Source organism: Paraburkholderia sp. PAMB 6770 (genome assembly GCF_057748135.1).
The window spans coordinates 253555-277268 of sequence record NZ_CM173239.1 but is presented as its reverse complement, the minus strand read 5'-3'; the positions used below and the strand labels follow the sequence as shown (position 1 = coordinate 277268).

Here is a 23714-nt window from a genome sequence, read left to right as displayed (position 1 = left end):
TTCTCCTTCAGTGCGCGGCCGCTCAGGACACGGCGCGGCGGGGATCGGGCGAGGTGACGGCGGGCGCGGCCGCCGCGGGCGGAGGGCGCAGGTGACGCGACAGCCGCACTTCGACGAGTCCGAGCGCGCGTACGATCAGGAAATTCAGGCCCAGGTAGATCACCGCCGCGCACGCGAACACCTCGGTCGTACGATAGGTCTCGTGGATGATCTCCTGAGCGACGGCGGTCACGTCCCAGACCGTGACGAGGCTCGCGAGTGCGGTCGACTTGACGAGCAGCACCGCCTCCGTCGAGTAGGCCGGCAGGCACTGGCGCAGCGCGATCGGTGCGATCACGCGGCGCAGCAGCGCAAACCCGGACAGCCCGATCGCATAGCCGGCCTCGATCTGCCCGACCGGCACGGCCATCAGGCCGCCGCGAATGATTTCGGCGGTGTACCCCGCGGTGCACAGTGCGAGCGACAGCACCGCGCAGACATACGGCTCGCGCAGCAGCGGCCACATGAAGCTTTCGCGGATCACGCCGAACTGGCCGAGCCCGTAATAGACGAGGAACATCTGGATGAGCAGCGGCGAGCCGCGAAACACGAGGATGTACACGCGCGCGAAGCGGTTCGGCAGCCAGTGCGGCGACACGCGCATCGCGACGATCGCGAGCGACAGCAAGCCGCCGAGCGCGAGCGAAGCGAAGAACAGGGCCAGCGTCGTCGGCACGGCGGCGAGCAGCTGGCGCATCGTGTCGAAAAGAAAGCCGAAGTCGGGCATGATCAATCTCTTCTCGTGGAATCAGTTGCGTGCGAAATTGCGCTTGAACGAGCGTCCGACCACGGCCTCCGCGCGACCGAAGACGCGGTTCGAGATACTCGTGATCACGAGATACAGCACGCCACCGAAGACGAAGAACGCGAAATACTGGTGCGTGGATCCGGCCGCCACCTGACTGGTGCGCATCAGCTCGGCAAGGCCGGTTACCGAAATCAGTGCGGAGTCCTTTAGACTCATCTGCCACACGTTGCCGATTCCGGGCAGCGCGAAGCGTACCACCTGCGGAATCAGGATCCGGCGCGCCACCATCAGCCGGGGCATCCCCACCGCATGCGCGGCCTCCAGTTCGCCGCGCGCGACCGCCAGTACCGCGCCGCGATACACCTCGGCCTGGTACGCGCCGGAGATGAGCCCGACCGCGAGCGCGCCGATCGCGAACGGCGGCACGCTGACAAAGCCGCTCGCCCCGAACCACTGCCCGACGCTTGACACGAACGACGAGCCACCGAAGTAGAACAGGTAGATGACCAGCAATTCGGGCACCCCGCGAAAGACCGTCGTGTAGCAATCGCCGACCACGCGCAGGATGCGCAGGCGCGAGAGCTTCGCGGCGGCAACCAGCGAGCCGGCGACCGCGCCGATGGCAAGCGCGGCGAGCGTGAGCAACACCGTCATCACGGCGCCCAGCAGCATCATGCCGCCCCAGCCGTCCGCGCCGAAACCAAAGATGTCGAAAAAAGCCATTGCCGCTCTCCCCTCCCGCGATGAACGTGACAGCGCGTACGCCGCTCAGGGCGCGACGTTGGTCTTGAACCACTTCTCGGACAGCCGGCTCACTGTGCCATCCGCAATCGCCGACGCGATGGCGACGTCGAACTTCGCCTTCAGACTGTCGTCCTGCTTGCGAAACGCCAGTCCTTCACCGGGTCCCCAGATCGGGCCGGCGATTTCCGGACCTGCGATCACGATCGACGCTGTCTTGTTCGCACCCGACGTAAAATAGGTCACATCGTCGAACGACGCGTCGATACGGCCATTCGCCAGATCGAGGTCGCGCTCCGGCGCAGTCTTGTACTCGCGGATCGTCGCGACGTCCCTGAAGTTGTTTTCGATGAACTTCGTATAGACGGTGCCCGACTGGATACCGATCGTCTTGCCTTTGAGCGCCTTGCGCAGCGCGTCGATGGCAGGCTGATCGACCCGTGCGTCGCTCCCCAGCTTCACGACCATCGGGGTGGCCGACGTCTTCGGCAGAAGCTTCGTGTCAGTGACGGCGAACGTTGCAGGTGTCGCCGCATAGGCATTCGAAAATCCGATGATCTTCTCGCGTTCCGGCGTGATCGAGATCGCGTCCATCAATACGTCGAACTTGCCTGCCATCAGGCCGGGAATCATGCCGTCCCAGTCCTGCGTGACGAGCTTGCACTGAAGTTGCGCACGCGTGCACAGATTCGCGATCAGTTCAGGCTCGAAACCGCTCAGCTTGCCGTTCGGCTGCGTCAGGTTCCAGGGCGCGTAGTCGCCCTCCGTGGCGATGATGACCTCTTTCGCCTGTGCGTTCGCCGAAGCGAGGACCGCCGCGCCCAGTACTGCACCCATGCACGCCCTGACGAGCGTGGCCCGCTTGATTCCCATGTCGAGACTCCTGTTGTTTGAAGAGACGTTTGCTTGCGAACCTGGACTGCCACTGCCATCTTGTCTATACAAGCATGCATGAGCCAAAATCTCCCCGCAAGTGAAAATCGCAAAATAAATTGAATCCCGAGGGTATTCCCGGAGGTGCCGCTCCGACAGCTCCGGATTTCCGGCAACTCCCACGCAGCCGGCCTGTCGAGCGGTTGTAATGATCGATGCAAAAAGGCACGGCTGCGGCGGGACGACGTTCGAGCCGGCGCGCGCGACGACGCGCTCGCCAATATCGCAATTGATATTGTCTAGACAATCATGCGCATGCGGAGGGTTGTGTTGTAAACGAGGACCGGGGGTATCCGCTTTTTTCGCTTCAGCCGCGTCTCACGCCAACTACATAATCGCGCAGGATATCGCCACCCGATAACGATGGCTGGCACCTGGTAAACATACCAGGCCCGGTGCGTCTTCGGGCTAGCGAATCGAAAGCGGTGACTTCAGCACACCGAATAAAGAATCGTTTGCGACCGATGGTCGAACGTAGCCGTATCGCAATGGTCGGGGGCAACCGGCAATGTCCGCGTCGAGGTAATGAGCCTCCACGTGGGCCAGCACGCCGACGCGCATTCAGTTCGTCAGCCGGACTCTTCCTCTTGCTGCTGCCGGGCGTAATTGAACGGTAGAAGGTCGGTTACATCTGCGGCCGGTACACGCCTCGGCAATTCGCAGAGTGCGTGTAGCAGGTAGTCATACGGCTCGACGCCGCAGGCTCGACGCGTCAACAGCAGGCTCTGTACACGGGGGTGCGGCTAAACTCCTGGAATACCTGGAGGTAGTCCGTGTACTCGTACGAAGACCGCGTTCGAGCAGTTCAGCGTTATCTGAAGTTGGGCAAGCGCGTCAGGGCGACCGCCGGGCAGCTGGGTTAACCGACAAAGAATTCGTTGAAGTGCTGGCATCGCGAGTACGACCGGTGCCATGATTTGCGAGCCGGCTATGTTCGTGTTGCGCCAACGTATCCGGCCGAACAGAAACAGATTGCCGTCGATCACTTTCTGAGCCATGACCGATGCGCCGCTGCGACCTTGAAGGCTTTGGGTTATCCGAGTCGCGGGACGTTTGCCAAATGGAGCCAAGAATTGTGCCCCGGGATCGGAAAGCGTATCGTCGGCACGGTCGCTGGCAGCGTTCCGAAATCGCACGAAGCCAGGCAGGCGCCCGTCATTGAACTGTGCACCAGAGAGGAAAGCGCGAGCGTCGTTGCCCAGAGAGCGGGCGTGAGCAGGCCTCTGCTGTACAACTGGAAGCGGCAGCTACTCGGACAGGAGGTTCCAGCATCCACGAGACGCCAGAAGAAGCCAGCACCGAACCTTGAGCGTGCAGAGCGGGAACCGCAGGCCGAATCGCTCGGACGCGACGTCCGGAGGCTGGAAATCGAGCGCGACATCCTCAAGAAGGCGAACGATCTGATTAAAAAGGAGAGGGTGTTAGAAGGTCTCCAGGTGCCCACCAGTGCCGTGAATGCCCCCTTCTTACCACTTGCACCCAACATCAACCATTTGCGCCTGACCATCGCCCGATAACCCACATCTTTGCGGACGCGATCGACACGGTACCCCCGCTCGGAGCTACCAGGACCCGCCATCCCTGACTGTCGCCCAAATTTGTAGCTAGCATCGTTTCCCTGTCAAGACGAAAGACCGAAACCCTTATCAGATAAGGCTCAAGTCATCTAAAGTGGAACGGTACGATTCGTGCTGATGTAGCCGCCATGACGTAGCCACAAATCCGCCGGCCAGCGCGCCCCCAAACGCCGGGCAAGGTGACGCTGAGAAACGCTGCCCACGCATCTCCGCATGATCTCGTCACAATGTCAGACCGGCGCGTATATCGAACTGCCCAATGTCAGCGTGGTGGCGTTGTTCGCGGACGCGAAGCGGATCTCGTAGAGATCGCGACCGAAATTTCCCGGTACTTTTACCGACATGCCTCCCCGGTCGTCTGCGAGCGGCACGAAGAGCTGATAGCGCAGGTCGTCGTTCCCGTACAGCACATAGCCGGGCAATTCGGGCAACGCGGTGAGGATGGCCGGCTCATTTCCACCAATGACGATCGGCACTGCGGTCGGCGAATCGTTGGTCAAGCGCCATTGTGTGCCGAGGCGCTGCTGCCACGCGCTATCGAGCGGCGCGAGCGCGCCAAGCTGCTGACCGATCGCGAGCGTGAGAAATGCATAGCCCGCGCCGGGCACGACCCGCTTCATCAGATAGCGATAGCTGTACGCGTTGCCGTCTTCGTCGGTTCCGGAGGCGAGCGCAAAACGATACGATGCCGCATCGCTGTCGCTCCACCACCATCCGTCACTGCGGTACTGGTAGGTCCCTGCGCCAACCGGCGACCACGCGCGCGTAGCACTCTCCCACTGGTTCAGTTGCAGACTGCCGTCCGTCGCAGCGATCACCTGTAGCGGCGCGTTGCAGTTGCCGTAGATGCCGGCGGCGCTGGCCACGGCAGGGCCCGAGGCGACCGGGGGAACCGTGCCGCCGACCGTGGGCGGCAGCGATGCGATCGTGCCGTCCTCCTTCAGCGCGGACAGCACGATCGACTCCGCCAGCTTGCGCGCGTCGTAGCCCGAGTTGCCGGTGATCATCAACGCAAACTGCGCGCCCGGTACGACGAAGAATTCGCTCGAGAAGAATGCGGTGCCGCCGTCCTTTTCCCATCCGGACACGCCGGCCGCCGCCAGCGCCGGTTGCTGGACAGAATCCCACCCCAACCCCCAGCGCCATTCCGGCGCGGGATTGATCAGTAACCCTGTCGTCTGGTCCGCGCCCATTTCGGCGACGCCGGCGGCGGACACCATCCGCCGACCGCGAAACACGCCGCCGCCGAGAAACAGTTGTGCGAGATTCATCATGTCGCCCGGCGTCGAACTCAGCCCGCCGGTTGCATACGCATTGACGAATTCCTGATACTGCGTGCCGTTGACGTACGGATACGCGAATGAGCCCGCAGTCGGCACACCCGTGAGATAGCTGGAGTTCGTCATGTCCAGCGGCGCAAGGAGGTTCGTTTCGACGAAGCTCGCGTAGCTCTGCCCGGTCATCGCAAGCACGATCTGCTCGATCATGGTGAACCCGTCGTTGCAATACACGGCCAGTTCGCCCGGCAGGTGCTTCAGATGCGTGTTCGCCAGTTCGGCTTGCGTATCCGCCGCATAGCCGGCAACCGGGGCGAACGTGAAGAGGTTGCGTGAATTGGTACCGGGCAAACCCGACGAGTGCGACAGCAGCTGACGCGTCGTGATCTGCGCAAACTCGGGGGACAGCATCGTGAATGCCGGCAGGTAGCGGACGATCGGCGTATCAAGCGAGATCAGTCCACGGTCCTGAAGGACAATGGCGGCGAGCGCTGCTATCACCTTGCTGACCGAGCCGATGTTAAAGCGGGTCTGGGGCGTGGCACCGATCTGGTCCGGCACCGACGACATGCCGAACGCCTGCTGCCAGACCACGCTATTGCCCTTGAGCATCGCCACCGAAATCGCCGCCACGGGTTGCGCCGGATCACTGATCGCCTGCTGGATCGCCTGCCGACCCATCGCAATCGTCCCCTCGTATGTGACGCGCTGGACTTCATCGCTGTCGCAACCCGGCAGCAGCGTCGCAAGCATTCCGGCGCCGGTGAAACCGAGAAACTGCCGGCGTCCGGCATTAAAAGGTCGATCGTTGACGCGGTCAGAACGAGGCACGGCGGTTCTCCTTGTTGTCGTTTCGGAGCCTGTGTAGTGCGGTTTCTGTGTAGCGTGCCAAATTATAACGATCGTCGGTGGCAATCGAGCAGGGATATCGCGGCCATTACCGCGCGAGCCAGCCGCCCGTGCAACGGCCTGCCGCGAATGGCTGCGCCCGACAGACGCTTCGACAATGACGTGACCGCCTGCATACCCGAAACCGGTTATACGCTCCAGTTTGCAGCCCCGCCGCGACTCGGGGAAAATCGGCCCCCCGCAGACGGGAGAACCCCGCTGCGCGTCCCTTCGCGCATCGTGCCGGACAATCGACAGGTGTGCATCCGCTCCGTTGCGCGCACGCGGGTGCTCGATTCCGGTGAAGGGCGAGTCGTGGCGATCGCCATCAGTCGCAAATCCGGAAGATATCCGGGAACCGTCGCGGCCGGCTCGGCCACCGGACGTACCGCACCGACACGTTTGCGAAGTGCGCACCGCGCGCACGCGAGCGCCCCGCGTTCGGGCAATCAGGCAGCCAGCAGGAGAAATGCGCGGCGCGGCGGGATCATTGTAAGCACCTCACGACGGCCGTCGTAGACGGCGATGAGGAGCGACCTCAAAGTGGTGCCCATCATTTTGGATTTGATGGACATCACTGTGACAGAGTCGGAAGCCAAGCCGGATAGCCGCAAGGGACGCCCGAACCATGATCCAGAATTTCGACGCCGACTTGCAGCCGCCGCATGTGAGCCTGGTGTGTCGGTCGCGAAGCTGGCACGGGAGAGTGGAATCAATGCAAACATGCTGTTCACATGGCGGCGTCGGTATCGCGAGCAATTGCAGGCCGAAACGACGTCGCTGATTCCAGTAGCTGTGGTCCGTGAGACGCTGCCGGAGCGCGTGGCGATGTCGCCGGACGCGCCGAACGTCGTCCATCCGACGCCGCGGGCCGGGACGATCGAGATCCGGATCGGCGGCGTGGTCGTCAAGGTCGACGGCGTCGTCGATGCCGATACGCTACGGGTAGTACTGGCGAGCGTGCGATCGTGATTGCTCTGCCCGCGGGTACACGCGTCTGGCTTGTGGCAGGCGTCACCGACATGCGCTGCGGGTTCCAGGGACTGGCGGCGAAGGTACAGACGGCGCTTGAGGAGAATCCGCTGGGCGGCAATGTGTACATCTTCCGGGGACGCCGCGGCGACCTCGTGAAACTCCTGTGGGCGACCGAGGACGGGCTGTGGCTTCTTGCCAGGCGGCTTGAGCGTGGCCGCTTCGTCTGGCCGCAGGCCGATGGCGGCAAGGTGCATCTGACGGCGGCGCAACTGTCGATGTTGCTCGAAGGCATCGATTGGCGGCAGCCGCGTCGTACCGCTGCACTGTCGATGTTGTAAACCGCGAGGAAGGCTCGTAAACTGCGTCGCATGTCGAACGGCGCTGAACTTCCTGACGATGTTGAGACCCTGCGGGCCTTGCTGGTCGAGGCCCGTGCCCAGCTTGCCGAGCGCGATCTTGAGATTGAGCAGCTCAAGGCGCAGATCGACAAGCTCAAGCGCATGCAGTTCGGACGCAAGTCCGAGCAGTTGGACCGGGAGGTCGCGCGGCTCGAAACCGCGCTCGAGGATCTGACTGACGGGTGAGCGTGGCGTCGCCGATGTGCGACGCGCCCGCCAATCGAGCGCGAACACGTCGGCCGGCGACGCGTCGCCGAAGGAAGCGCTGCCGCCGCATCTGCCACGCGAAGAACGCGTGCTCGACGCTGACGCGATCTGCCCCAGGTGCGGTAGCGCCATGCAGCCGCTCGGAGAAGACGTGTCCGGGCAGCTCGCCCGCGTCGCAGCAATGTTCAAGGTGATTCGCACAATCCGGCGCAAGACGGTCTGTCCGTGCGGTCACCACGTCTCACAGCCGTCCATGCCCGGCTTGCCGATCACGCGCAGCATCGCCCATCCGAGCCTGCTGGCCGATATCCTCGTTTCGAAATACGCTGACCACACGCCGTTGTACCGGCAGTCGCAGATTGCCGCGCGCGACGGCGTGAAGCTCGACCCGGCCAGCATGGGCCGCTGGGTCGGCCAGTGCGAAGCGCTTTGCGAGCCGCTGACCGAGGCGCTGCGCCGCTACACGGTGGCACCGTCGAAGCTGCACGCGGACGACACGCCGATCCCGGTGCTTGCGCCGGGTAACAAGAAGACGAAGACCGGACGGCTCTGGGTGTACGTGCGCGACGACAGCCGTTCGGGTTCGACGGAACCGGCTGCGGTGTGGTTTGCCTACTCGCCCGACCGCAAAGGTATCCATCCCCAGACCCATCTCGCCGGATTCGAGGGCATCCTGCAGGCCGACGCCTACAGTGGCTTCAACGAACTGTACGAGAGCGGAAAGATCCGTGAAGCTGCATGCTGGGATCATGCCCGGCGTTACGTCTACGAAGTTCACGACCGCACGCCTACCGAAGCGACTCGACAGGTGCTCGAATTGATCGGTGAGCTCTACGGCATCGAGGCCGACATCCGCGGCAAACCAGTTGCAGAACGGCTGCGCGTGCGGCAAGAGAAAAGCGTGCCGCTGCTCGCGACCATCAAGACGTGGATGACGGACAAGCTCGCCACACTGTCGAAGAAATCCGATCTGGCCAAAGCGATCGGTTACTCGCTCAACCAGTGGGATGCGCTCGTGCTGTACTGCGAAGAAGGCCGTGCCGAGATCAGCAACGCCCTGGCCGAAAACGCGCTGCGCTGTGTAAGTTTGGGGCGCAAGAACTTCCTGTTCGCCGGCTCCGATAGCGGCGGCGAGCGGGCTGCCGCGATGTACGGTCTGATCGGGACGTGCAAGCTCAACGGGATCAACCCGCGCGCCTACCTCGAATACGTCCTGACCCACATCGCTGACCATCCGATTAACCGCGTCGACGAGCTGTTGCCCTGGAACGTGGCCAGCAAGCTGCCTCGGCAGGCTGACCCATCGGCGTCTACTGATTGATTGCCAGCCAGTGACAGCCAGGTAGTCCGATACCCGATCATGCCTCACGCGGCAGTCGCACGGCGGACGGCCGTCGCGAGGCGCTTACGGATCATTGCATATACCGATCGTTCCGAATAATCGACATCGGTTATTCGCATTGCATATCAATTCGTCGCGATCAAAAAAAAGCCCGCGATCACCGAAGGACCACGGGCTTGCACACGCCAGGAATCATGGAGTCCCCTTGATCACTGGAAACGTCAGACTATATCGACATCCGGGTCAATTCCATAACAACGAATTACATCGGCACAAACAACGAGCGGCGAACGTGATCACACGTGAGGTGCACGCTCAAACGGTATTACCGGATGTCATCCAGAACGCGCCTGTCCTCTGAATGCAGAAGTACTGCGCACCGTCACACATCGTGCTGTTATGCAATACGCATTCGTGAGCAGCCGCCACCGCTTCGACCGCTGATGACTCAGCCCCGAGATGCGCGGACGTCGTCACCTCCGGCAACACGATGTCCCTGCTCGTCCAGTAGCGTTTCCTGTTGAACGTCCAGCCGTCCGCATCCTTGCTATGCTGGTTAAACAAGAAAATTTGAATCCAGTGCATCAACTCTCACGCAAGGACCTCACTCCAGACGCGTGTGAAGTTCCTGTGTGAATGCGCGCCCACGCCGATGGTCCGTAAGAGATTATCAGCGACTTGTCGAACGGTATGGCTTTCCCTCTCTGCCAATTGCTAGGCTGAAAATGGTTGTGGTACATCCGACACCGTTGACTCGACGGCCCCCCGCTCGCCGCCGCAGTATCGCCCCCAATCGTCCATCATCCGGCGCCGACGCTCAAGTTGGTCTCGACGCCGGTAGGCTGCCACTGTCGGTGACGCGATGACGTGAGCCAGCGCCTCTTCGGCCAATGAGTCCGGGTACTCCGTGCATTCGGCCACCCAATCGCGAAACGTCGACCGGAAACCATGTACGGTGATGTCGTCTCGCGACATGCGTCTCAGAAGGAGCAACATCGCCATGTTGGATAGCGGACGTCCTTCCTTGCAGCCCGGGAACAGGTAGCCGTATTTCGCACGAGGTAATACACTCCGCACGATCTCAACCGCACGGTCACACAGCGGAATACGAAGCGGTCGGCCGCTCTTCGTACGTTCACCGGGAATGGACCAGACACGGTTATCCAGGTCGAATTCTTCTGGTCGCGCGAGGCGCACTTCGTTCGTACGGGTCGCCGTCAGGATAAGCAGATGGAGAAGCCGTGCCGCACGTCGCGGACGTCGCTCCAGTTCCCGAATGAACTCCGGCAGTGCCTCCCACGGCAGCGCGGGATGGTGCTGGATCTGCGAGCGTTTCTTCGACCGCGGCAATACAAGTTCCAGGTGATCGGCGTACCGGGCGGGGTTGCTGCCGGCGCGGTGGCCCAGCACCGTCTCTGCGTCGAGGATGGCCTTGATACGGCCACGCACCCGGCGCGCCGTCTCCGCTTTTTTCGTCCAGATCGGTTGGAGAATCCGCACGACCATCGCGGCATCGATGTCACGCACCCGAACGTCACCCATCACCGGATACGCGTACCTTTTAAGCGTGTTACCCCATTGCTGAACGTGCTTGTGGTTTCGCCACTCGGGTTCGCGCACCCGGATGAACGCTTCGGCAGCCTCACGAAACGTGACGTTGGCGTCCATCGAGATTTCGAGCAACTCCCGGCGCTGCTGCTCCCGCCGTGCATGGATGGGATCGATGCGCTCCCGGACCCTCTCGCGGTAATCCGCGGCCTGCTTCCGTGCCTCGGCAAGCGAGACCCGCGACAACGGCCCGAGTCCCATCTCGCGCACGCGGCCATCAAGCGTAAACCGGAACACCCACGAGCGCGCGCCACTGCCCGCGATCTGCAGATACAGCCCACCGCCATCGGCATAGTGACCGGGCGTCACTGTCTTTGCGACCCGCAGAGCGCTGAGTCGATGCAAATGTCGTCCTGCCATGTTGCCCTCCATTCCTACCCACAAAACCCATGTCGCTACCCATGTTTCGTGCGGATATTGTGTGGGACGCGGTCGGACGCCGCAAGCACGTCATTACCCACAAATCCACGCAAAATCATGGAGTTGCGGAGCATCCAGGGAAGGGTGAGGAACAGCCTGGAACCTTTGAAGGGCGGATGGATTGGAAGCCTAAAGCCAGGCAGAGTCAGGTGTATTGATCAATCCAGTCAGCTTCGTCAGAACAAAGCGCATGCGATCCCGGGTCGACGCCATAATCGAAATCCGGACGCTTTGCCTTCCTTCCTCGTCCCGATTAACGGAAAACGCATCGCCCCCCGAGATCATCAGTTGATGTCCACGGGCAAGCACCGCGAAATGATCCCCGCTCGACCACCGGGCAGGAAGTTTGAGCCAGATGTGAAACGAGGTTGGTTGAGCCCGATACTCATATCGCCCCAGCAACTCTTTCACCATGTCCTGCCGGACACGGGCCTCCCGAGACTGGTTGTTTGCCATCTCGGCTGCTTGTCCACTGGTAATCAGATGGGTCGCAATCTGCGCAGCCAGGGGAGAGACCATCCAGATACTGGTACGCACGCTCGCCGTCATTCGGGGTAACCATTCCGGCGGACAATGGATGTAACCCAGCCGGATCGTCGACGCAACGGACTTCGAAAGACTTGTCAGATAGACGGAGCGCTCGGGCGCGAAGGTTGCCAGTGGTGGAACGGACGTCGGTGCGAGAAAGCCGTACAGGTCATCGTCAAGCAGGATGCAATCGAAGTCTCGCGCAATCCGGGCAATGTCGCTGCGCCGCTGAGGAGACATGACTGCCGTCGTTGGATTCTGGCAAGTCGCAATGCAGATCACCATTGCAGGGCGTTCATGACGACACAGATCCTGCAGATTGTTCGGCTCCATCCCCTCCTCGTCCATTCGCACACCCCGGATACGCCGGCCAAGGCTCAACACCACCGAGGCCACACCAGGATAGCAAAGCGATTCGCAATACACGAGATCGCCAGGCCGGGTCAGCGCATTGACCGCTACCCATAGCCCGTGCTGCGCGCCTGCTGTCAGCAAGACCTGCTCTGGGCTCGCGGGAAATCCTCCTGCCTGCATCCACGCTGCCCCTGCCTGACGGTGAAGCGGATGTCCGCCATCGGGGGTGTAATCCAGCATGTCCAGCAGGGAGCCCGATTGCGCAAGGTCGGACAGGGCCGCGCGCATATAGGGTTCCTGGATCTGCAAATTGGGTTTGACGATCGACAGATCGATGACGTCAGGAGTCGTGTCTGGCGCTGACGGCAACACGGCAGATCGTCCCGTTTCCTTACGCCCGTCCCGGTTCAGCACGAAAGTACCCCGCCCCACTTCCCCCTCGACCAGCCCTCTTCGCTGCGCGAGTTCGTACGCCCTGTTCACCGTACCCGGTGTAACCCCGAGTTGGGCAGCGAGTTCCTTGAGCGTCGGCAACCGGGTACCCGGCTGCAGACGCCCTGCCTGGATATCGCTTTCCAGTGCCGCAGCGATCTTTTCATAGATCGCCCCATCGTATTGCTTCAGGTCCGGTTCCCACATGGGGGCAGATATCCTTGGTTCGATGTAATAGATCAAATATGAATAGTGTAATCCAATCGGAATACTTCGTCCAACCAGCGATTCCCGATTTGTGCCCTGTGGGTTTCGCATCGATGCACGCTGACTGTCTCACAAGGCAGTTGACACATTACATCGATTCAATTAGTTTACCAATCCACAGAATTACACCGACTCATATTGACTCGATAGGCTACGTGGAGAAAGCATGTTTGATGCCCGAGAAGACGCTCTTGAATGTGTAGATCCTGATATCTGGAATGTGATCTGCCGTGAAAACCGCAGGCAGGAGGAGCACGTTGAACTCATCGCGTCCGAGAACTACACCTCGCCTGCGGTTCTGGCCGCGGTGGGTTCCCAACTGACCAACAAATACGCCGAAGGCTATCCAGGCAAGCGCTACTACGGCGGATGTGAGGTGATCGACGAAGCCGAACGGCTGGCAATCGAGCGGGTGAAGGCGCTATTCGGTGCCGAGGCGGCCAACGTGCAGCCTCACTCCGGGTCGCAGGCCAATCAGGCCGTCTTTTTTGCCGCGCTGCAACCCGGGGACACGATTCTCGGTATGAGTCTGGCGGAAGGCGGCCATCTGACGCATGGCATGCCGCTGAACATCAGCGGCAAATGGTTCAAGGTCGCCAGCTACGGATTGAACAATCGCGAGGAAATCGACTACGACGGGATGGAACGCAAAGCGCGTGAGATCAGGCCAAAGCTGATCATCGCGGGTGCCTCCGCCTACGCTTTGCGGATTGATTTCGAGCGTTTCGCCCGCGTAGCGCGCGAGGTCGGCGCGTACTTCATGGTCGACATGGCGCACTACTCCGGGCTGATCGCTGGCGGCGTCTACCCTAACCCCGTGCCGCATGCTGACTTTGTGACAACGACAACCCACAAGGGCCTGCGGGGCCCCAGGGGTGGGGTCATCCTCATGAAGGCGGAGCACGAAAAAAGCGTCAACTCCGCCATTTTCCCCGGCACGCAGGGCGGGCCCCTGGTCCACGTCATCGCAGGCAAGGCCGTTGCCTTCAAACTGGCCGCGACCTCGGCATTCCGCCTGTATCAGCGTCAGGTACTCGGGAACGCCCAGGCGATGGCGGACGTACTCCAGTCGCGCGGGATACGCATCGTTTCCGGTCGAACGGAGAGCCACATGATGCTCCTCGACTTGCGCTCGCTGAACATCACCGGTCGGGATGCCGAACAGATGCTTGGCGAGGTGTGCATCACATGCAACAAGAACGCCATCCCGAACGATCCGCAAAAGCCCACAGTCACCAGTGGCGTTCGGTTCGGTACGCCAGCGATGACCACGCGCGGATTCGGCATCGAAGAATCCCGGCATATCGCGGGGCTTGCCGCCGACATCCTCCACGCCCCACGCAACCCCGAAACCCGCGCCGCCGTGCTCGCCCAGGTTCGCACACTCTGCAACCGCTTTCCCGTCTACAGCTGAGGTAACCGTGAATCGCACATTACGCCAATGGCGCGCAGACGCCTCCCTTTCCGCACTGGTTTCCGGCTTCCTCGCCGTCCTGATCTCTTACGCGGGCCCGCTCGTCATCGTTTTTCAGGCCGCCAATCAGGCCCATCTGTCCACTGAAGTGACATCCTCGTGGATCTGGGCCATTTCCATTGCCGCCGGGCTTTCCGGGCTGACTCTTAGCTGGAAATTGCGTACGCCGGTCATCACCGCCTGGTCGACCCCCGGCGCTGCGCTGCTTGTCGGCATGCTCCCCGGCATACCGCTTCCGGAAGCGATCGGCGCGTACCTGCTCAGTGCTGTCATCGTGACGGCAGTCGGGCTGTCCGGCCTGTTCGACCGATTTATCGAACGAATCCCCAAGGGAATCGCGGCCGCCATGCTGGCCGGGATTCTGCTGCATTTCGGCACCCAGGTATTTGCATCGATCAGCGCGAGCCCGGTCCTCGTGCTCGTCATGACCCTCACCTTTCTCGTCATCAAGCGTGTCTGGCCCAGGTACGCAATCGCCTCGGTCATGATGATCGGCATCGCCGTCGCCATTGCGCAAGGCACAACGCACCTGTCGCAGTTGAAGTTCGCGTTAGTACACCCGGTGTTCATCGCGCCGGCATGGAACTGGCACACGCTGCTGGGTCTGGGCGTTCCTCTCGCGCTCGTCGCGCTTACCGGGCAGTACGTGCCGGGCATGGCCGTCCTGCGTGTGTCCGGCTATCAGGTTCCCGCCGGTGGAATCATCAGCACCACCGGTATTCTGTCGCTCCTGCTCGCGCCATTCGGATCGCACGGCGTCACGCTCGCGGCGATCACGGCGGCAATCTGTACAGGCAAGGAAGCCCACGAAAATGCTGACCGCCGGTACATCGCAGGTATCGCATGCGGCGTGATCTACATCGTCATCGGGATCTTCGGGGGAACGCTCGCCCTGCTCTTCCGGGCATTGCCAGCGGAGCTGATCGCCGCCCTCGCGGGGCTGGCGCTCATCGGCGCGATCACAACCGGAATGACCGGCATCGTTCACGACGAAAAACACCGCGACGCGAGCATCATCACTTTCCTCGTCACCGCATCGGGCATGACGTTCCTTGGCCTTGGATCCGCATTCTGGGGACTGGTCGTTGGCGGTGCCGCATACGCAATCCTGCACCGGACCTGGAAAACCCGCACAACCGGCGCTCCGGCCTTGAACAAGATCTGAACCAGAACACAAGACAGGCAATGCAAACAAATCAATTCGATTTCGTCGTAGTCGGCGGCGGCATGGCCGGTGTATCGGCAGGCGCGGAACTGGCAAAGCGTGGCCGGGTTCTCGTCGTGGAACGCGAGAACAGCCTTGCATATCACACCACGGGTCGCTCGGCAGCCATCTCCATGGAGAGTTACGGAAATGCGCTGATTCGCCGCCTGACCTGCGCTTCCCGGGACTATTACGAATCGCCGCCAGGGAACCTCACCGATCAGCCCTTGCACTCACCCCGAGGTGCGCTGATCGTGGGCGACGAAGACCACTGGGGAAAACTGCAGGCGCGCTACCATTCGGTGCTTGAGCAGGTTCCGGACGCAAAATGGATGGACCGGGATGCGATTTCCTCGATGGTCTCCTTTCTCTCGCCCAGATGGGTCGGCGGCATCTACGAGCCCAGCGCATTCGATCTGGACGTGCACGCAATCCATACGGCGTTTGTTCGGCAGATACGTCAGGCTGGGAGTGAAATCCGGGCGTCAACCGAAATCATCGAGGCCCGGCGCCTTGACGGTCTCTGGCATGTGAGAACCACGCGTAATGAGCTCATTCACGCCCGCATGATCGTCAATGCGGCTGGTGCCTGGTCTGACGATGTTGCGCGGACGTGTGGTGCGATACCGCTGGGTATTCAGCCACTGCTGCGGACGGTTATTGTTGTCGATCCCGGGCTGGATGTGAGCCAGTGCCCCTATATCGGAACGGTGGACGAGCAGATATTCATCAAGCCTGATGTCGGCCGCCTGATGGTCTCTCCGTGCGACGAAACGCCCAGTGCCCCCTGCGATGCGATTCCCGACGAGTTGGGGGTGGCCATCACAATGGACCGCCTTGAGCGTGCGACGACACTGCGACCGAAACGAATTCTCAACCGCTGGGCGGGACTGCGTGTCTTCGCGCCGGATCGCTCTCCGGTCATCGGTTTTGATCCGACGGTGGAAGGGTTCATGTGGTGTGCCGCGCTGGGCGGATACGGCATTCAGACCGCCCCGGCAATGGCCAGATTCTGTGCGGCGCTAGCCTGTGGTGAGGCCGCACCTGGTGATCTCTCGAACATCAACTCCGACGAAACCTCACCGGCCAGAATGCTGACGGCGGGCAAGCGAACAGTTGTTGCTGTGGAGGAGCTTGAATGAAGTCCTGATTTCCGATTGAAGCATCGATTTCCACATTTCATTTACTAAGCATAACTTATGAACAAGCGCTACGAAAACCCGACCGCGAACGACAAGATTATCTTTACGAACAGGGCCCCCGCCCCACTCGGCACCTATTCCCAGGGCGTACGCGTCGGCAATACAGTCTATCTTGCCGCGCAAACCCCGGTCGTTCCTGAAACAAACGAAGTTGCAGAAGGCGGCTTCGAGGGACAACTGCATCAGACGTTCAAAAACCTGCGCGCGATGGCGCAAGCCTCCGGCTGCACGCTGTCGGACGTGGCGCAGGTGACCGTGTACATCACGGATATCTCCAGATTTCAGACCATGAACGCGATCATGGCGGAGTATTTTCCGCAGCCCTACCCCGCCCGCACAACCGTTGGTGCGGCAAGTCTGGCGCGAGGAACCATGGTAGCGATCGACGCGATCCTGGCACTGCCGGACGGCGCCTGAACGAGAACGGCCATAAAGAAAACCGGGATGTGCCTGCACACTCCCGGCCTCATTCTGACGGGAGCTTTAATGCGCTACGGATTTTCAGTGGGATTGCGGTGCCTGCATTGTAATGCGGAGTATGCACCGGAAACAGTGGGTTATTTTTGCCCGGAATGCAAGCTGGACGGTGCGCTTGATGTCGAATACGATTATTCCGCAATAGTCCCTGATTTTATCAGGAGCATCAGCGACAGGAGCCAGGTCCTCGACATGTGGCGTTATCGTGCGGCGCTTCCCGTCGGAAATGAGTTTGCCCCGAGGCTGCACACCGGCGGAACGCCGCTTTATCAGTTGCCGCCTGAGGGCGATGGTCTGGTGTTTATCAAGGATGACAGCCGCAATCCCAGTGGCTCGCTGAAAGACCGTGCCAGCGCGTTGGCTGTCGCGCTCGCGCGGGAGCGGAATGTCGACACCATCGCGGCAGCCAGTACGGGAAACGCCGCAGCCGCACTTGCCTGTATGAGCGCTGGCAGCAAACTGCGTTGCGTCATTTTTGCGCCGACAAATACTGCGCGGGAGAAGCTCGTTCAGATCATGGCATACGGAGCGAAAGTTATTCAGGTCAGTGGAGGCTACGACGAAGCCTTCTCGGCCTGTCTCGCTGCCTGTGAAGAAAAGGGCTGGTATAACCGTAGTACAGGCATCAACTCCTACATGACGGAAGGCAAGAAAACCGTCGCGTTTGAAATATTTGAGCAGATGGGCTGGGCGGTTCCGGATCGCATCTTCGTTCCCGTTGGTAATGGCTGCATTATCGGTGCGGTCTACAAGGGTTTCGATGAGTTACGAAAAATGGGACTGACGAACAGGATGCCGCACATCATGGGAGCCCAGGCAGAAGGAAGCGACTACATGTATCGCGCCTGGAAGGAGGGAGCGGGCCCACACCATGCAGAGCGTCGCGCCGCACGAACATCGGCCAGTAGCATAAGCGTCGCCTTCCCACGGGACCGGATCAAGGCGCTCCGGGCAATCGAGGCGAGTTACGGAAAATTCATCCGTGTTCGCGACGAGGAAATTTTTGATGCACAGATCCGGTTGGCGAGGACCTCCGGCATATTCGCCGAACCGGGTGCGGCGGCCGCATACGCGGCAGCAAGAAAGTACCGGATTTCCGAACAGGACGAAACATCAGTTATCCTTATTACAGGAAGCGGGCTCAAGGATACCAACGGGTTGCTTGCCAGTGGTGTGCTGGAACAGACCAGCGCCGGCGTAGCCGCCTGACAATTCGTGCTTCGTGAAATCAATGGCCTTCGTTTGCCAGTTCAGGCAACACACCCGTTGTGGGCGTGCCGTCCTTTCGATTGAAATTGAAGGGTACAGGGTGGGAAGGTCCAGCACAAGGAAAACCCCGGAAGGACCGTGTGGCAACCTTCCGGGGTTGATTCCGGGACAGTGTGGAATGCTCCGGGAAGATCTCTTGGCGGAGAAAGCTGGATTCCCAGCACGCAGACTGGCCATCAGACACGGGGCGGAATCGCCAAGGTTCCAATGTTGCGATCGTTGGCTATCGAGCGCCAGTACCTCGCATTTTCTCCGCCGGCACGTAAAAGAGATCCCACGTGTGCTGGTGCGCAGTCCTGGCATCGACGCCCAGCACGGCAATCTTCATGTTTCCACTCTGATCTTCGTCGCAACGTCGCATCGCTGCCCCCCTCAAGACGCAGCGCCGGCTACGCTCCGTCACCGTTGAGCTTGCCCGACGCCTCGGTCTTCACCCGGTTGCGAAGCGTCTGCCCCGAAACGTCCGGCTCGCGGGTCACTACCGCCGTTCCACGGCCATCCTTGAACCGCTGCACTGCGGCCCGCTTGAACTCCGCCGTACACCTGTTTCGGTACCTTGAACATGCCTGATTTCTTTGTCGGGTTTATACGCGACCTCCTGGAAGGCGAGATTTCAGGAGAGGCTCCGGCGTAGCCGGATTCAAAAATAAACCTGTGGTCAGCCCGTATCACCACCCGCAACCGGCAATACCGAACCGGTGATGTAGCTGGCTTCATCGGAGGCCAGAAACAGAATCGGCGCAACCTGCTCGTCGATAGTGCCGTAGCGCCTGAAAAAGGTCGATTCGATTACCTGACGGACCGCCTCGCCCATCCATGCCTTCTCCTGTTCGCTATCGCCCGCCGCATTGCGCGGCACCTGGCGCGGCGGCGCGTCGGTCCCTCCCGGCGCGGTCGCCACCACGCGGATATTGCGCCCGGCATACTCCATCGCGAGCGATTGCGTCAGCGCATTGACCCCACCCTTCGCGGCTGAATACGGCACGCGACGGATACCGCGCGTTGCATTCGAAGAAATATTCACGATAGTTCCGCCGCCGCGCGCCAGCAGATGCGGCAGTACCGCATGACACGCATACAGCGTAGGCATCAGGGAACGGCGAATTTCGGCGTCGATCTGTTCGGGCGTGAATTCGGCGAACGGACGCATGCGGATCGCGCCGCCCACGCCATTGATCAGGATGTCGATCCCGCCGAAACACTGCTTCGCGAACGCGAACGCCGCGGCAGCACCGTCGTGCGTTTCGAGGTCGGCGACAAAGGCGGCCACGTCCGCATCCCTGGCTTCGGCCGCGACTTCGCCGACGAAGTCGGCCCGATCGACGAACAGCACCCTGCCGCCTTCGGCTGCCGCGCGCAGCGCCACGCCGCGGCCAATGCCCTGCGCTGCCCCCGTCACAACCACGACCTTGCCTGCGAATCGTTGCATGATCATTCGCCCTTTGCCGGCGCATTCGGCGTGAATTTCTCGTAGTGGAAGCTACCGGGCTTCACGCCCTGCTCGTCGAGGTATTGACGCACCGCATCGACCATCGGCGGCGGACCGCACAGATAGACATCGACATCGCCGCCGTTCAGCACTTCGGCCGGCATATGCCCGGTCACCCAGCCCTTGCGCGGGTGCTTCGAGGCGGCCTCGGCCACTACCGTGGCATAGCTGAAGTTCGGCAATCGCGCCACATAGGCCTCGATCGCCTCGACCTGAACCAGATCGAGATCGCGTGTCACGCCATAGACCAGATGGACCCGTCGCTGCGAGCCGGCGCGCGCGAGCACTTTGAGCATCGACAGGAACGGGGCGAGTCCCGTGCCGCCGGCCAGGAACAGCAATGGCCGCGGCCCCTCCCGCAGATAGAAGCTGCCGAACGGCCCCGCCAGTTCGAGCGGATCTCCCGGCCGGGCCGATTCGAGCCACGCACTCATCACGCCACCCGGGATCTTCTTGATCAGGAAACCCATCCTGGTCTCGCCCGGCGCCGACGAAAACGAATACGAGCGGTGCTGCCCGCTACCCGGCACGCCGATGTTCGCATACTGGCCCGGCAGGAATACCGGCGCTCCCGCATCGACGTCCAGTTCGAGGACGATCGCGGCGTCGTTGTGCGCTTCGATCTTCGCCACGGTCGCGGCGAAACTGCCATGCCCGGTCTTGCATACCGCCGAGCTGGCCGGCACAGCGATCACGCAATCGCTGTGCGGCACCATCTGGCAGGTCAGCACCAGGCCGCGCGCCTTCTCATCCCCGGTCAGCGCGTCATCGACATACTCGTCGCCGAGATCGTATCTGCCGCTTTCGGCGCGGCACTTGCAGGTGCCGCACACGCCGTCCGAGCAGTCCATCGGCAGGTTGATCCTGGCGCGAAACGCGGCATCGAGCACCTTCTCGCCCGGCTTGCATTCGATGAAGCGGGTAATGCCGTCTTCGAAATTCAGCGCAATCTTGTAGCTGGACATGGCAGCCTCCTCACTTTCCTCGCCGGCACTCGATCAGACGTGGTAGACATCGAGCACCTGGCGGATGTAATCGTTCTTCAGCACGATCTTCTTGGACGAGATCAGCAGGGCATCACCGGCCCGGCGCAGGGTCACGAACATCGTGCCGAAGTACTGGTCGGTCAGCCGATAGCGGTGGCACAGCGTGTGGAAGTTGTAGCGCACGTCCACTTCGTCGGCACGCTCGGCCAGCACTTCCACGTTCGCGACGCTGTGACTGGTACGCGGCTCGGGCATCGAAGCGCCGCTGCGCTCCGTCCTGATGCGAAACACACGATCCTCCAGACCACCACGGTCCCGGTAGAACATCAGCGAAATCTGGCGCTGATGGTCGTCGACGAGCTGGTCGTCGTCGTCCCACGCCGGCATCCAGTACGTGACGTCGTCGGCATAGCAGGCGAGCCACGCCTCCCACTCGCGATCGTCGAGCAGACGCGCCTCGCGGTACAGCGCGGCACAGATGGTTTGATGATCGAAGCTCATGCCGCGGCCTCCCCATGCGCTTTCTGCAGAGCGTCGCGCATCACCCTGGCCCAGTATTCGTGCTGACAGACGAACAGTCCCTCGTCCTCGCTGCGCTCGCCGGAAATCAGCGGCGTCATGCCCATCTTCTTCGCGTTCTCGTCGGGACCGTGCACCCACAGCGGCGCGCCGCGCGACAGATCGTTCCACAGCGGCGTACTGCCGGCATAGGTGGCCTGGCAGGCGCGGAACTCTTCCAGGTCGTCGGCGGTACCCATGCCGGAAACGTTGAAGAAATCCTCGTATTGTCGAATTCGCAGCGTGCGGTCCTCCGCACGCTCGCCCTTCGGGCCAAAGCAGAAGATCGTGACCTCGGTCTTGTCCACGCCGATCGGACGCACCACGCGGATCTGCGTGCTGAACTGGTCCATCAGGAACACGTTCGGATACAGGCACAGGTTGCGCGTCTGATTCACGATGAAATCGGCACGATCCGCGCCCACGCGAGCCGCGAGCGCCTCGCGCTGGTGATAGATCGGCCGGACCTCCGGATTCATGGTCCGGGTCCAGAGCAGGATATGGCCATGCTCGAAGCCATACACACCCGCCACCGACTTGCTCCAGCTGTTCGCGTCGACCGCCCTGGTGCCCTCTTCCCTGCGACGCCCCATGGTCGCCGCGTAGTTCCAGTGCACGGTGCTGACGTGGTATCCGTCGCAGCCGTTTTCCATCTGCATCTTCCAGTTGCCATCGTAGATGTACGAGGAGTTGCCGCGCAGCACTTCGAGCCCTTCCGGTGCCTGATCGACGATCTGATCGATGATCGTGCGCGTCTCGCCGAGATGCGCCTCGAGCGGCAGCACGTCGGCATTGAGACTGCCGAACAGGAAGCCGCGGTAGCTCTGGAAGCGTGCGACCTTCTTCAGATCGTGCGACCCCTGGGTATTGAACTGCACCGGATATTCGGTGGTCTTCTCGTCCTTGACCTTGAGTAGCTTGCCGGCGTTCGAGAAGGTCCAGCCGTGGAACGGACAGGTGAAGCTGCCCTTGTTGCCGTGCTTGCGCCGGCACAGCATCGCGCCCTTGTGCGCGCAGGCATTGATGACCGCATGCAGCTCGCCGGTCTTGTCACGCGTGATCACGACCGGCTGACGACCGATCCAGGTGGTGTAGTAATCGTTGTTGCCGGGGATCTGGCTTTCATGGGCCAGATAGACCCAGTTGCCCTCGAAGATATGCTTCATCTCGAGTTCGTACAGTTCGGCGTTTGTGAAGATGTCGCGACGGCAACGGAACACGCCAGCCGGTTCGTCGTCCTGCACAGCGTTGACCAACAGGTCCTGCAATGGGTCTACCTTGTCGATGATGGCGGACATGGATGTCTCCCGGTTCTTCGAATCCATAGGAACAGTCTCGATGCTCGATGAAAGGCCGGCGGCGGCCTGCCCGGCCAGCGCCGCTGCCTGTGCTTACGCGTTGGCGCGCAAGCGCTCGACGATCTGGTTGTCCTTGCCCTCGACCAGCGGCGTCAGCACGACGTCGAACACGATTTCCCGGTACGGGTCGGCCTTCAGGCCCAACGCGATACCGCCGGTCTTCTCGACCACCGGCGGGATCAGTTCCTCGCGGGTGGCGTAGGCAAAGTCGTCCCAGATCAGCGGATCGCCTTCGATGTTGAACTGGGTGGTCAGCTTGCGATGCTGGCCGGCACTCACGAAGAAGTGCACGTGCGCCGGACGGTTGCCATGACGGGCCACGGCGTTCAGCAACTGCTGGGTGGCGCCTTGCGGCGGGCAGCCATAGCCCACCGGCATCAGCGTATGGAATTCGTAGCGGCCATCGGCGCCGGTCTTCACCGCACCGCGCAGGTTGAACGGGGTCTGCGCGCCGGTCGGGTCGAAATGCGAATAGAAACCCCTGGAATTGGCGTGCCAGCATTCGACCAGCGCGCCGGCCACCGGCTTGCCGTCCGTCCCGGTCACCGTGCCGCGGATCACCAGCGGGCCGGCATCCGCGTCGGCGTCGACGTCGATGCGCGCCTTGCCGTCGCGCACCGGCGCGCCGGCGACGTAGAGCGGCCCCTCGATGGTGCGCGGCGTGCCGCCGGCGAGGCCCGCCGCCTGGTCCGCGACGTCCATGCGGATGTCGAGGTATTTTTCGAGGCCGATACCGGCGGCCAGCAGCGCCGCCTCGCCGTCCTGCCCCAACTTGTTCAGATAGTTGATGCCGGTCCAGACTTCGTCGGGGCTGATGTCGAGATCATCGATCGCCCTGAACACGTCGCTCAGCAGGCGATGCAGAATCTGCCTGAAGCGCGGATTGCCGTCCTTGCCTTCCAGATTCGCGGCGGCGGCGAGCAGAGCCTGCACTTCCTTCGTTTCGAATACCTTGACGCTCAT

General features: G+C 61.7%; 19 protein-coding genes and 4 pseudogenes. 9 read left to right on the top strand and 14 right to left on the bottom strand.

Annotated elements, in window-relative coordinates; genetic code table 11:
* Positions 1–22: 22 nt before the first annotated feature.
* The 4 genes and pseudogenes from AC3AP7_RS18805 to AC3AP7_RS18790 form a co-directional block, all read right to left on the bottom strand.
* A complete protein-coding gene (locus AC3AP7_RS18805) occupies positions 23–769 on the bottom strand; it encodes an ABC transporter permease (RefSeq protein ID WP_487364933.1) in 747 nt (248 codons plus the stop codon).
* An 18-nt stretch (positions 770–787) separates the two neighbouring features.
* Entirely contained in the window at positions 788–1510 is a 723-nt protein-coding gene (locus AC3AP7_RS18800; protein ID WP_487364091.1) for an ABC transporter permease, read from the bottom strand.
* A 45-nt stretch (positions 1511–1555) separates the two neighbouring features.
* Positions 1556–2401: a transporter substrate-binding domain-containing protein gene (locus AC3AP7_RS18795; protein WP_487364090.1), complete on the bottom strand. Its 846-nt coding sequence runs from the start codon at positions 2399–2401 to the stop codon at positions 1556–1558.
* 629 nt (positions 2402–3030) lie between these two features.
* Positions 3031–3192, bottom strand: a pseudogene (locus AC3AP7_RS18790) (transposase domain-containing protein); the annotation flags it as partial.
* A 42-nt stretch (positions 3193–3234) separates the two neighbouring features.
* On the opposite strand from AC3AP7_RS18790, the pseudogene AC3AP7_RS18785 reads away from it, so the two are divergent.
* A pseudogene (locus tag AC3AP7_RS18785) lies at positions 3235–3873 on the top strand (transposase); the annotation flags it as partial.
* A 395-nt stretch (positions 3874–4268) separates the two neighbouring features.
* Here AC3AP7_RS18785 and AC3AP7_RS18780 read toward each other — a convergent pair.
* Positions 4269–6620, bottom strand: coding sequence for a serine hydrolase domain-containing protein (locus tag AC3AP7_RS18780; RefSeq protein ID WP_488324851.1), 2352 nt, complete (start codon positions 6618–6620; stop codon positions 4269–4271).
* A 108-nt stretch (positions 6621–6728) separates the two neighbouring features.
* Here AC3AP7_RS18780 and tnpA point away from each other — a divergent pair, with 108 nt between their 5' ends.
* From tnpA to tnpC, 3 genes and pseudogenes are all read left to right on the top strand, one after another.
* The gene (gene tnpA / locus AC3AP7_RS18775) at positions 6729–7175 is read left to right on the top strand and encodes an IS66-like element accessory protein TnpA (protein ID WP_488324850.1); all 447 of its coding nucleotides are present in this window, start codon (positions 6729–6731) and stop codon (positions 7173–7175) included.
* Entirely contained in the window at positions 7172–7516 is a 345-nt protein-coding gene (tnpB, locus tag AC3AP7_RS18770; RefSeq protein ID WP_488324849.1) for an IS66 family insertion sequence element accessory protein TnpB, read from the top strand. Before tnpA ends, tnpB begins: the two co-directional genes overlap by 4 nt.
* A 30-nt stretch (positions 7517–7546) precedes the next feature.
* A pseudogene (tnpC, locus tag AC3AP7_RS18765) lies at positions 7547–9104 on the top strand (IS66 family transposase).
* 336 nt (positions 9105–9440) lie between these two features.
* Here tnpC and AC3AP7_RS18760 read toward each other — a convergent pair.
* The 3 genes from AC3AP7_RS18760 to AC3AP7_RS18750 form a co-directional block, all read right to left on the bottom strand.
* The gene (locus tag AC3AP7_RS18760) at positions 9441–9710 is read right to left on the bottom strand and encodes a hypothetical protein (RefSeq protein WP_487364086.1); all 270 of its coding nucleotides are present in this window, start codon (positions 9708–9710) and stop codon (positions 9441–9443) included.
* A 129-nt stretch (positions 9711–9839) separates the two neighbouring features.
* On the bottom strand, positions 9840–11093 hold the full coding sequence (locus AC3AP7_RS18755; protein ID WP_487364085.1) for a tyrosine-type recombinase/integrase: 1254 nt from the start codon (positions 11091–11093) through the stop codon (positions 9840–9842).
* A gap of 189 nt (positions 11094–11282) precedes the next feature.
* Complete coding sequence (locus AC3AP7_RS18750) at positions 11283–12674, bottom strand: aminotransferase-like domain-containing protein (RefSeq protein WP_487364084.1); 1392 nt, start codon at positions 12672–12674, stop codon at positions 11283–11285.
* A 226-nt stretch (positions 12675–12900) separates the two neighbouring features.
* Here AC3AP7_RS18750 and glyA point away from each other — a divergent pair, with 226 nt between their 5' ends.
* The 5 genes from glyA to thrC all read left to right on the top strand — a co-directional run bounded on the left by glyA (position 12901) and on the right by thrC (position 18300).
* Positions 12901–14148, top strand: coding sequence for a serine hydroxymethyltransferase (gene glyA / locus AC3AP7_RS18745; RefSeq protein ID WP_487364083.1), 1248 nt, complete (start codon positions 12901–12903; stop codon positions 14146–14148).
* Positions 14149–14155: 7 nt separating this feature from the next.
* A complete protein-coding gene (locus AC3AP7_RS18740; protein ID WP_487364082.1) occupies positions 14156–15373 on the top strand; it encodes a benzoate/H(+) symporter BenE family transporter in 1218 nt (405 codons plus the stop codon).
* Between the two features lie 20 nt (positions 15374–15393).
* Positions 15394–16554 (top strand): NAD(P)/FAD-dependent oxidoreductase, encoded by a 1161-nt coding sequence (locus AC3AP7_RS18735; protein ID WP_487364081.1) that lies wholly within the window; start codon positions 15394–15396, stop codon positions 16552–16554.
* A gap of 57 nt (positions 16555–16611) precedes the next feature.
* Positions 16612–17031: a Rid family detoxifying hydrolase gene (locus AC3AP7_RS18730; protein ID WP_487364080.1), complete on the top strand. Its 420-nt coding sequence runs from the start codon at positions 16612–16614 to the stop codon at positions 17029–17031.
* Between the two features lie 69 nt (positions 17032–17100).
* Entirely contained in the window at positions 17101–18300 is a 1200-nt protein-coding gene (gene thrC / locus AC3AP7_RS18725; protein ID WP_487364079.1) for a threonine synthase, read from the top strand.
* A 452-nt stretch (positions 18301–18752) separates the two neighbouring features.
* On the opposite strand, the pseudogene AC3AP7_RS18720 reads toward thrC, so the two are convergent.
* The 6 genes and pseudogenes from AC3AP7_RS18720 to catA form a co-directional block, all read right to left on the bottom strand.
* Positions 18753–18924: pseudogene (locus AC3AP7_RS18720) on the bottom strand (IS3 family transposase); the annotation flags it as partial.
* A 94-nt stretch (positions 18925–19018) separates the two neighbouring features.
* On the bottom strand, positions 19019–19795 hold the full coding sequence (benD, locus tag AC3AP7_RS18715) for a benzoate diol dehydrogenase BenD (protein WP_487364078.1): 777 nt from the start codon (positions 19793–19795) through the stop codon (positions 19019–19021).
* Positions 19792–20814: a benzoate 1,2-dioxygenase electron transfer component BenC gene (benC, locus tag AC3AP7_RS18710; protein ID WP_487364077.1), complete on the bottom strand. Its 1023-nt coding sequence runs from the start codon at positions 20812–20814 to the stop codon at positions 19792–19794. The genes benD and benC overlap by 4 nt, the downstream gene beginning before the upstream one ends.
* A 33-nt stretch (positions 20815–20847) precedes the next feature.
* On the bottom strand, positions 20848–21336 hold the full coding sequence (benB, locus tag AC3AP7_RS18705) for a benzoate 1,2-dioxygenase small subunit (RefSeq protein WP_487364076.1): 489 nt from the start codon (positions 21334–21336) through the stop codon (positions 20848–20850).
* Positions 21333–22691: a Rieske 2Fe-2S domain-containing protein gene (locus AC3AP7_RS18700; RefSeq protein WP_487364932.1), complete on the bottom strand. Its 1359-nt coding sequence runs from the start codon at positions 22689–22691 to the stop codon at positions 21333–21335. Before AC3AP7_RS18700 ends, benB begins: the two co-directional genes overlap by 4 nt.
* Positions 22692–22784: 93 nt before the next feature.
* Positions 22785–23714 carry a catechol 1,2-dioxygenase gene (catA, locus tag AC3AP7_RS18695; protein WP_487364075.1) on the bottom strand — a complete coding sequence of 310 codons (930 nt, stop codon included), beginning with the start codon at positions 23712–23714 and terminating at the stop codon, positions 22785–22787.

Bases quoted from the DNA above. Each gene is read 5' to 3' on its own strand.
- benB (WP_487364076.1), bottom strand. From the start codon at position 21,336: ATGAGCTTCGATCATCAAACCATCTGTGCCGCGCTGTACCGCGAGGCG.
- AC3AP7_RS18760 (WP_487364086.1), bottom strand. From the start codon at position 9,710: ATGCACTGGATTCAAATTTTCTTGTTTAACCAGCATAGCAAGGATGCG.
- AC3AP7_RS18755 (WP_487364085.1), bottom strand. From the start codon at position 11,093: ATGGCAGGACGACATTTGCATCGACTCAGCGCTCTGCGGGTCGCAAAG.
- AC3AP7_RS18700 (WP_487364932.1), bottom strand. From the start codon at position 22,691: ATGTCCGCCATCATCGACAAGGTAGACCCATTGCAGGACCTGTTGGTC.
- catA (WP_487364075.1), bottom strand. From the start codon at position 23,714: ATGAGCGTCAAGGTATTCGAAACGAAGGAAGTGCAGGCTCTGCTCGCC.
- AC3AP7_RS18735 (WP_487364081.1), top strand. From the start codon at position 15,394: ATGCAAACAAATCAATTCGATTTCGTCGTAGTCGGCGGCGGCATGGCC.
- tnpA (WP_488324850.1), top strand. From the start codon at position 6,729: ATGAGGAGCGACCTCAAAGTGGTGCCCATCATTTTGGATTTGATGGAC.
- AC3AP7_RS18730 (WP_487364080.1), top strand. From the start codon at position 16,612: ATGAACAAGCGCTACGAAAACCCGACCGCGAACGACAAGATTATCTTT.
- AC3AP7_RS18795 (WP_487364090.1), bottom strand. From the start codon at position 2,401: ATGGGAATCAAGCGGGCCACGCTCGTCAGGGCGTGCATGGGTGCAGTA.
- benD (WP_487364078.1), bottom strand. From the start codon at position 19,795: ATGATCATGCAACGATTCGCAGGCAAGGTCGTGGTTGTGACGGGGGCA.
- AC3AP7_RS18800 (WP_487364091.1), bottom strand. From the start codon at position 1,510: ATGGCTTTTTTCGACATCTTTGGTTTCGGCGCGGACGGCTGGGGCGGC.
- glyA (WP_487364083.1), top strand. From the start codon at position 12,901: ATGTTTGATGCCCGAGAAGACGCTCTTGAATGTGTAGATCCTGATATC.
- AC3AP7_RS18750 (WP_487364084.1), bottom strand. From the start codon at position 12,674: ATGTGGGAACCGGACCTGAAGCAATACGATGGGGCGATCTATGAAAAG.
- thrC (WP_487364079.1), top strand. From the start codon at position 17,101: ATGCGCTACGGATTTTCAGTGGGATTGCGGTGCCTGCATTGTAATGCG.
- benC (WP_487364077.1), bottom strand. From the start codon at position 20,814: ATGTCCAGCTACAAGATTGCGCTGAATTTCGAAGACGGCATTACCCGC.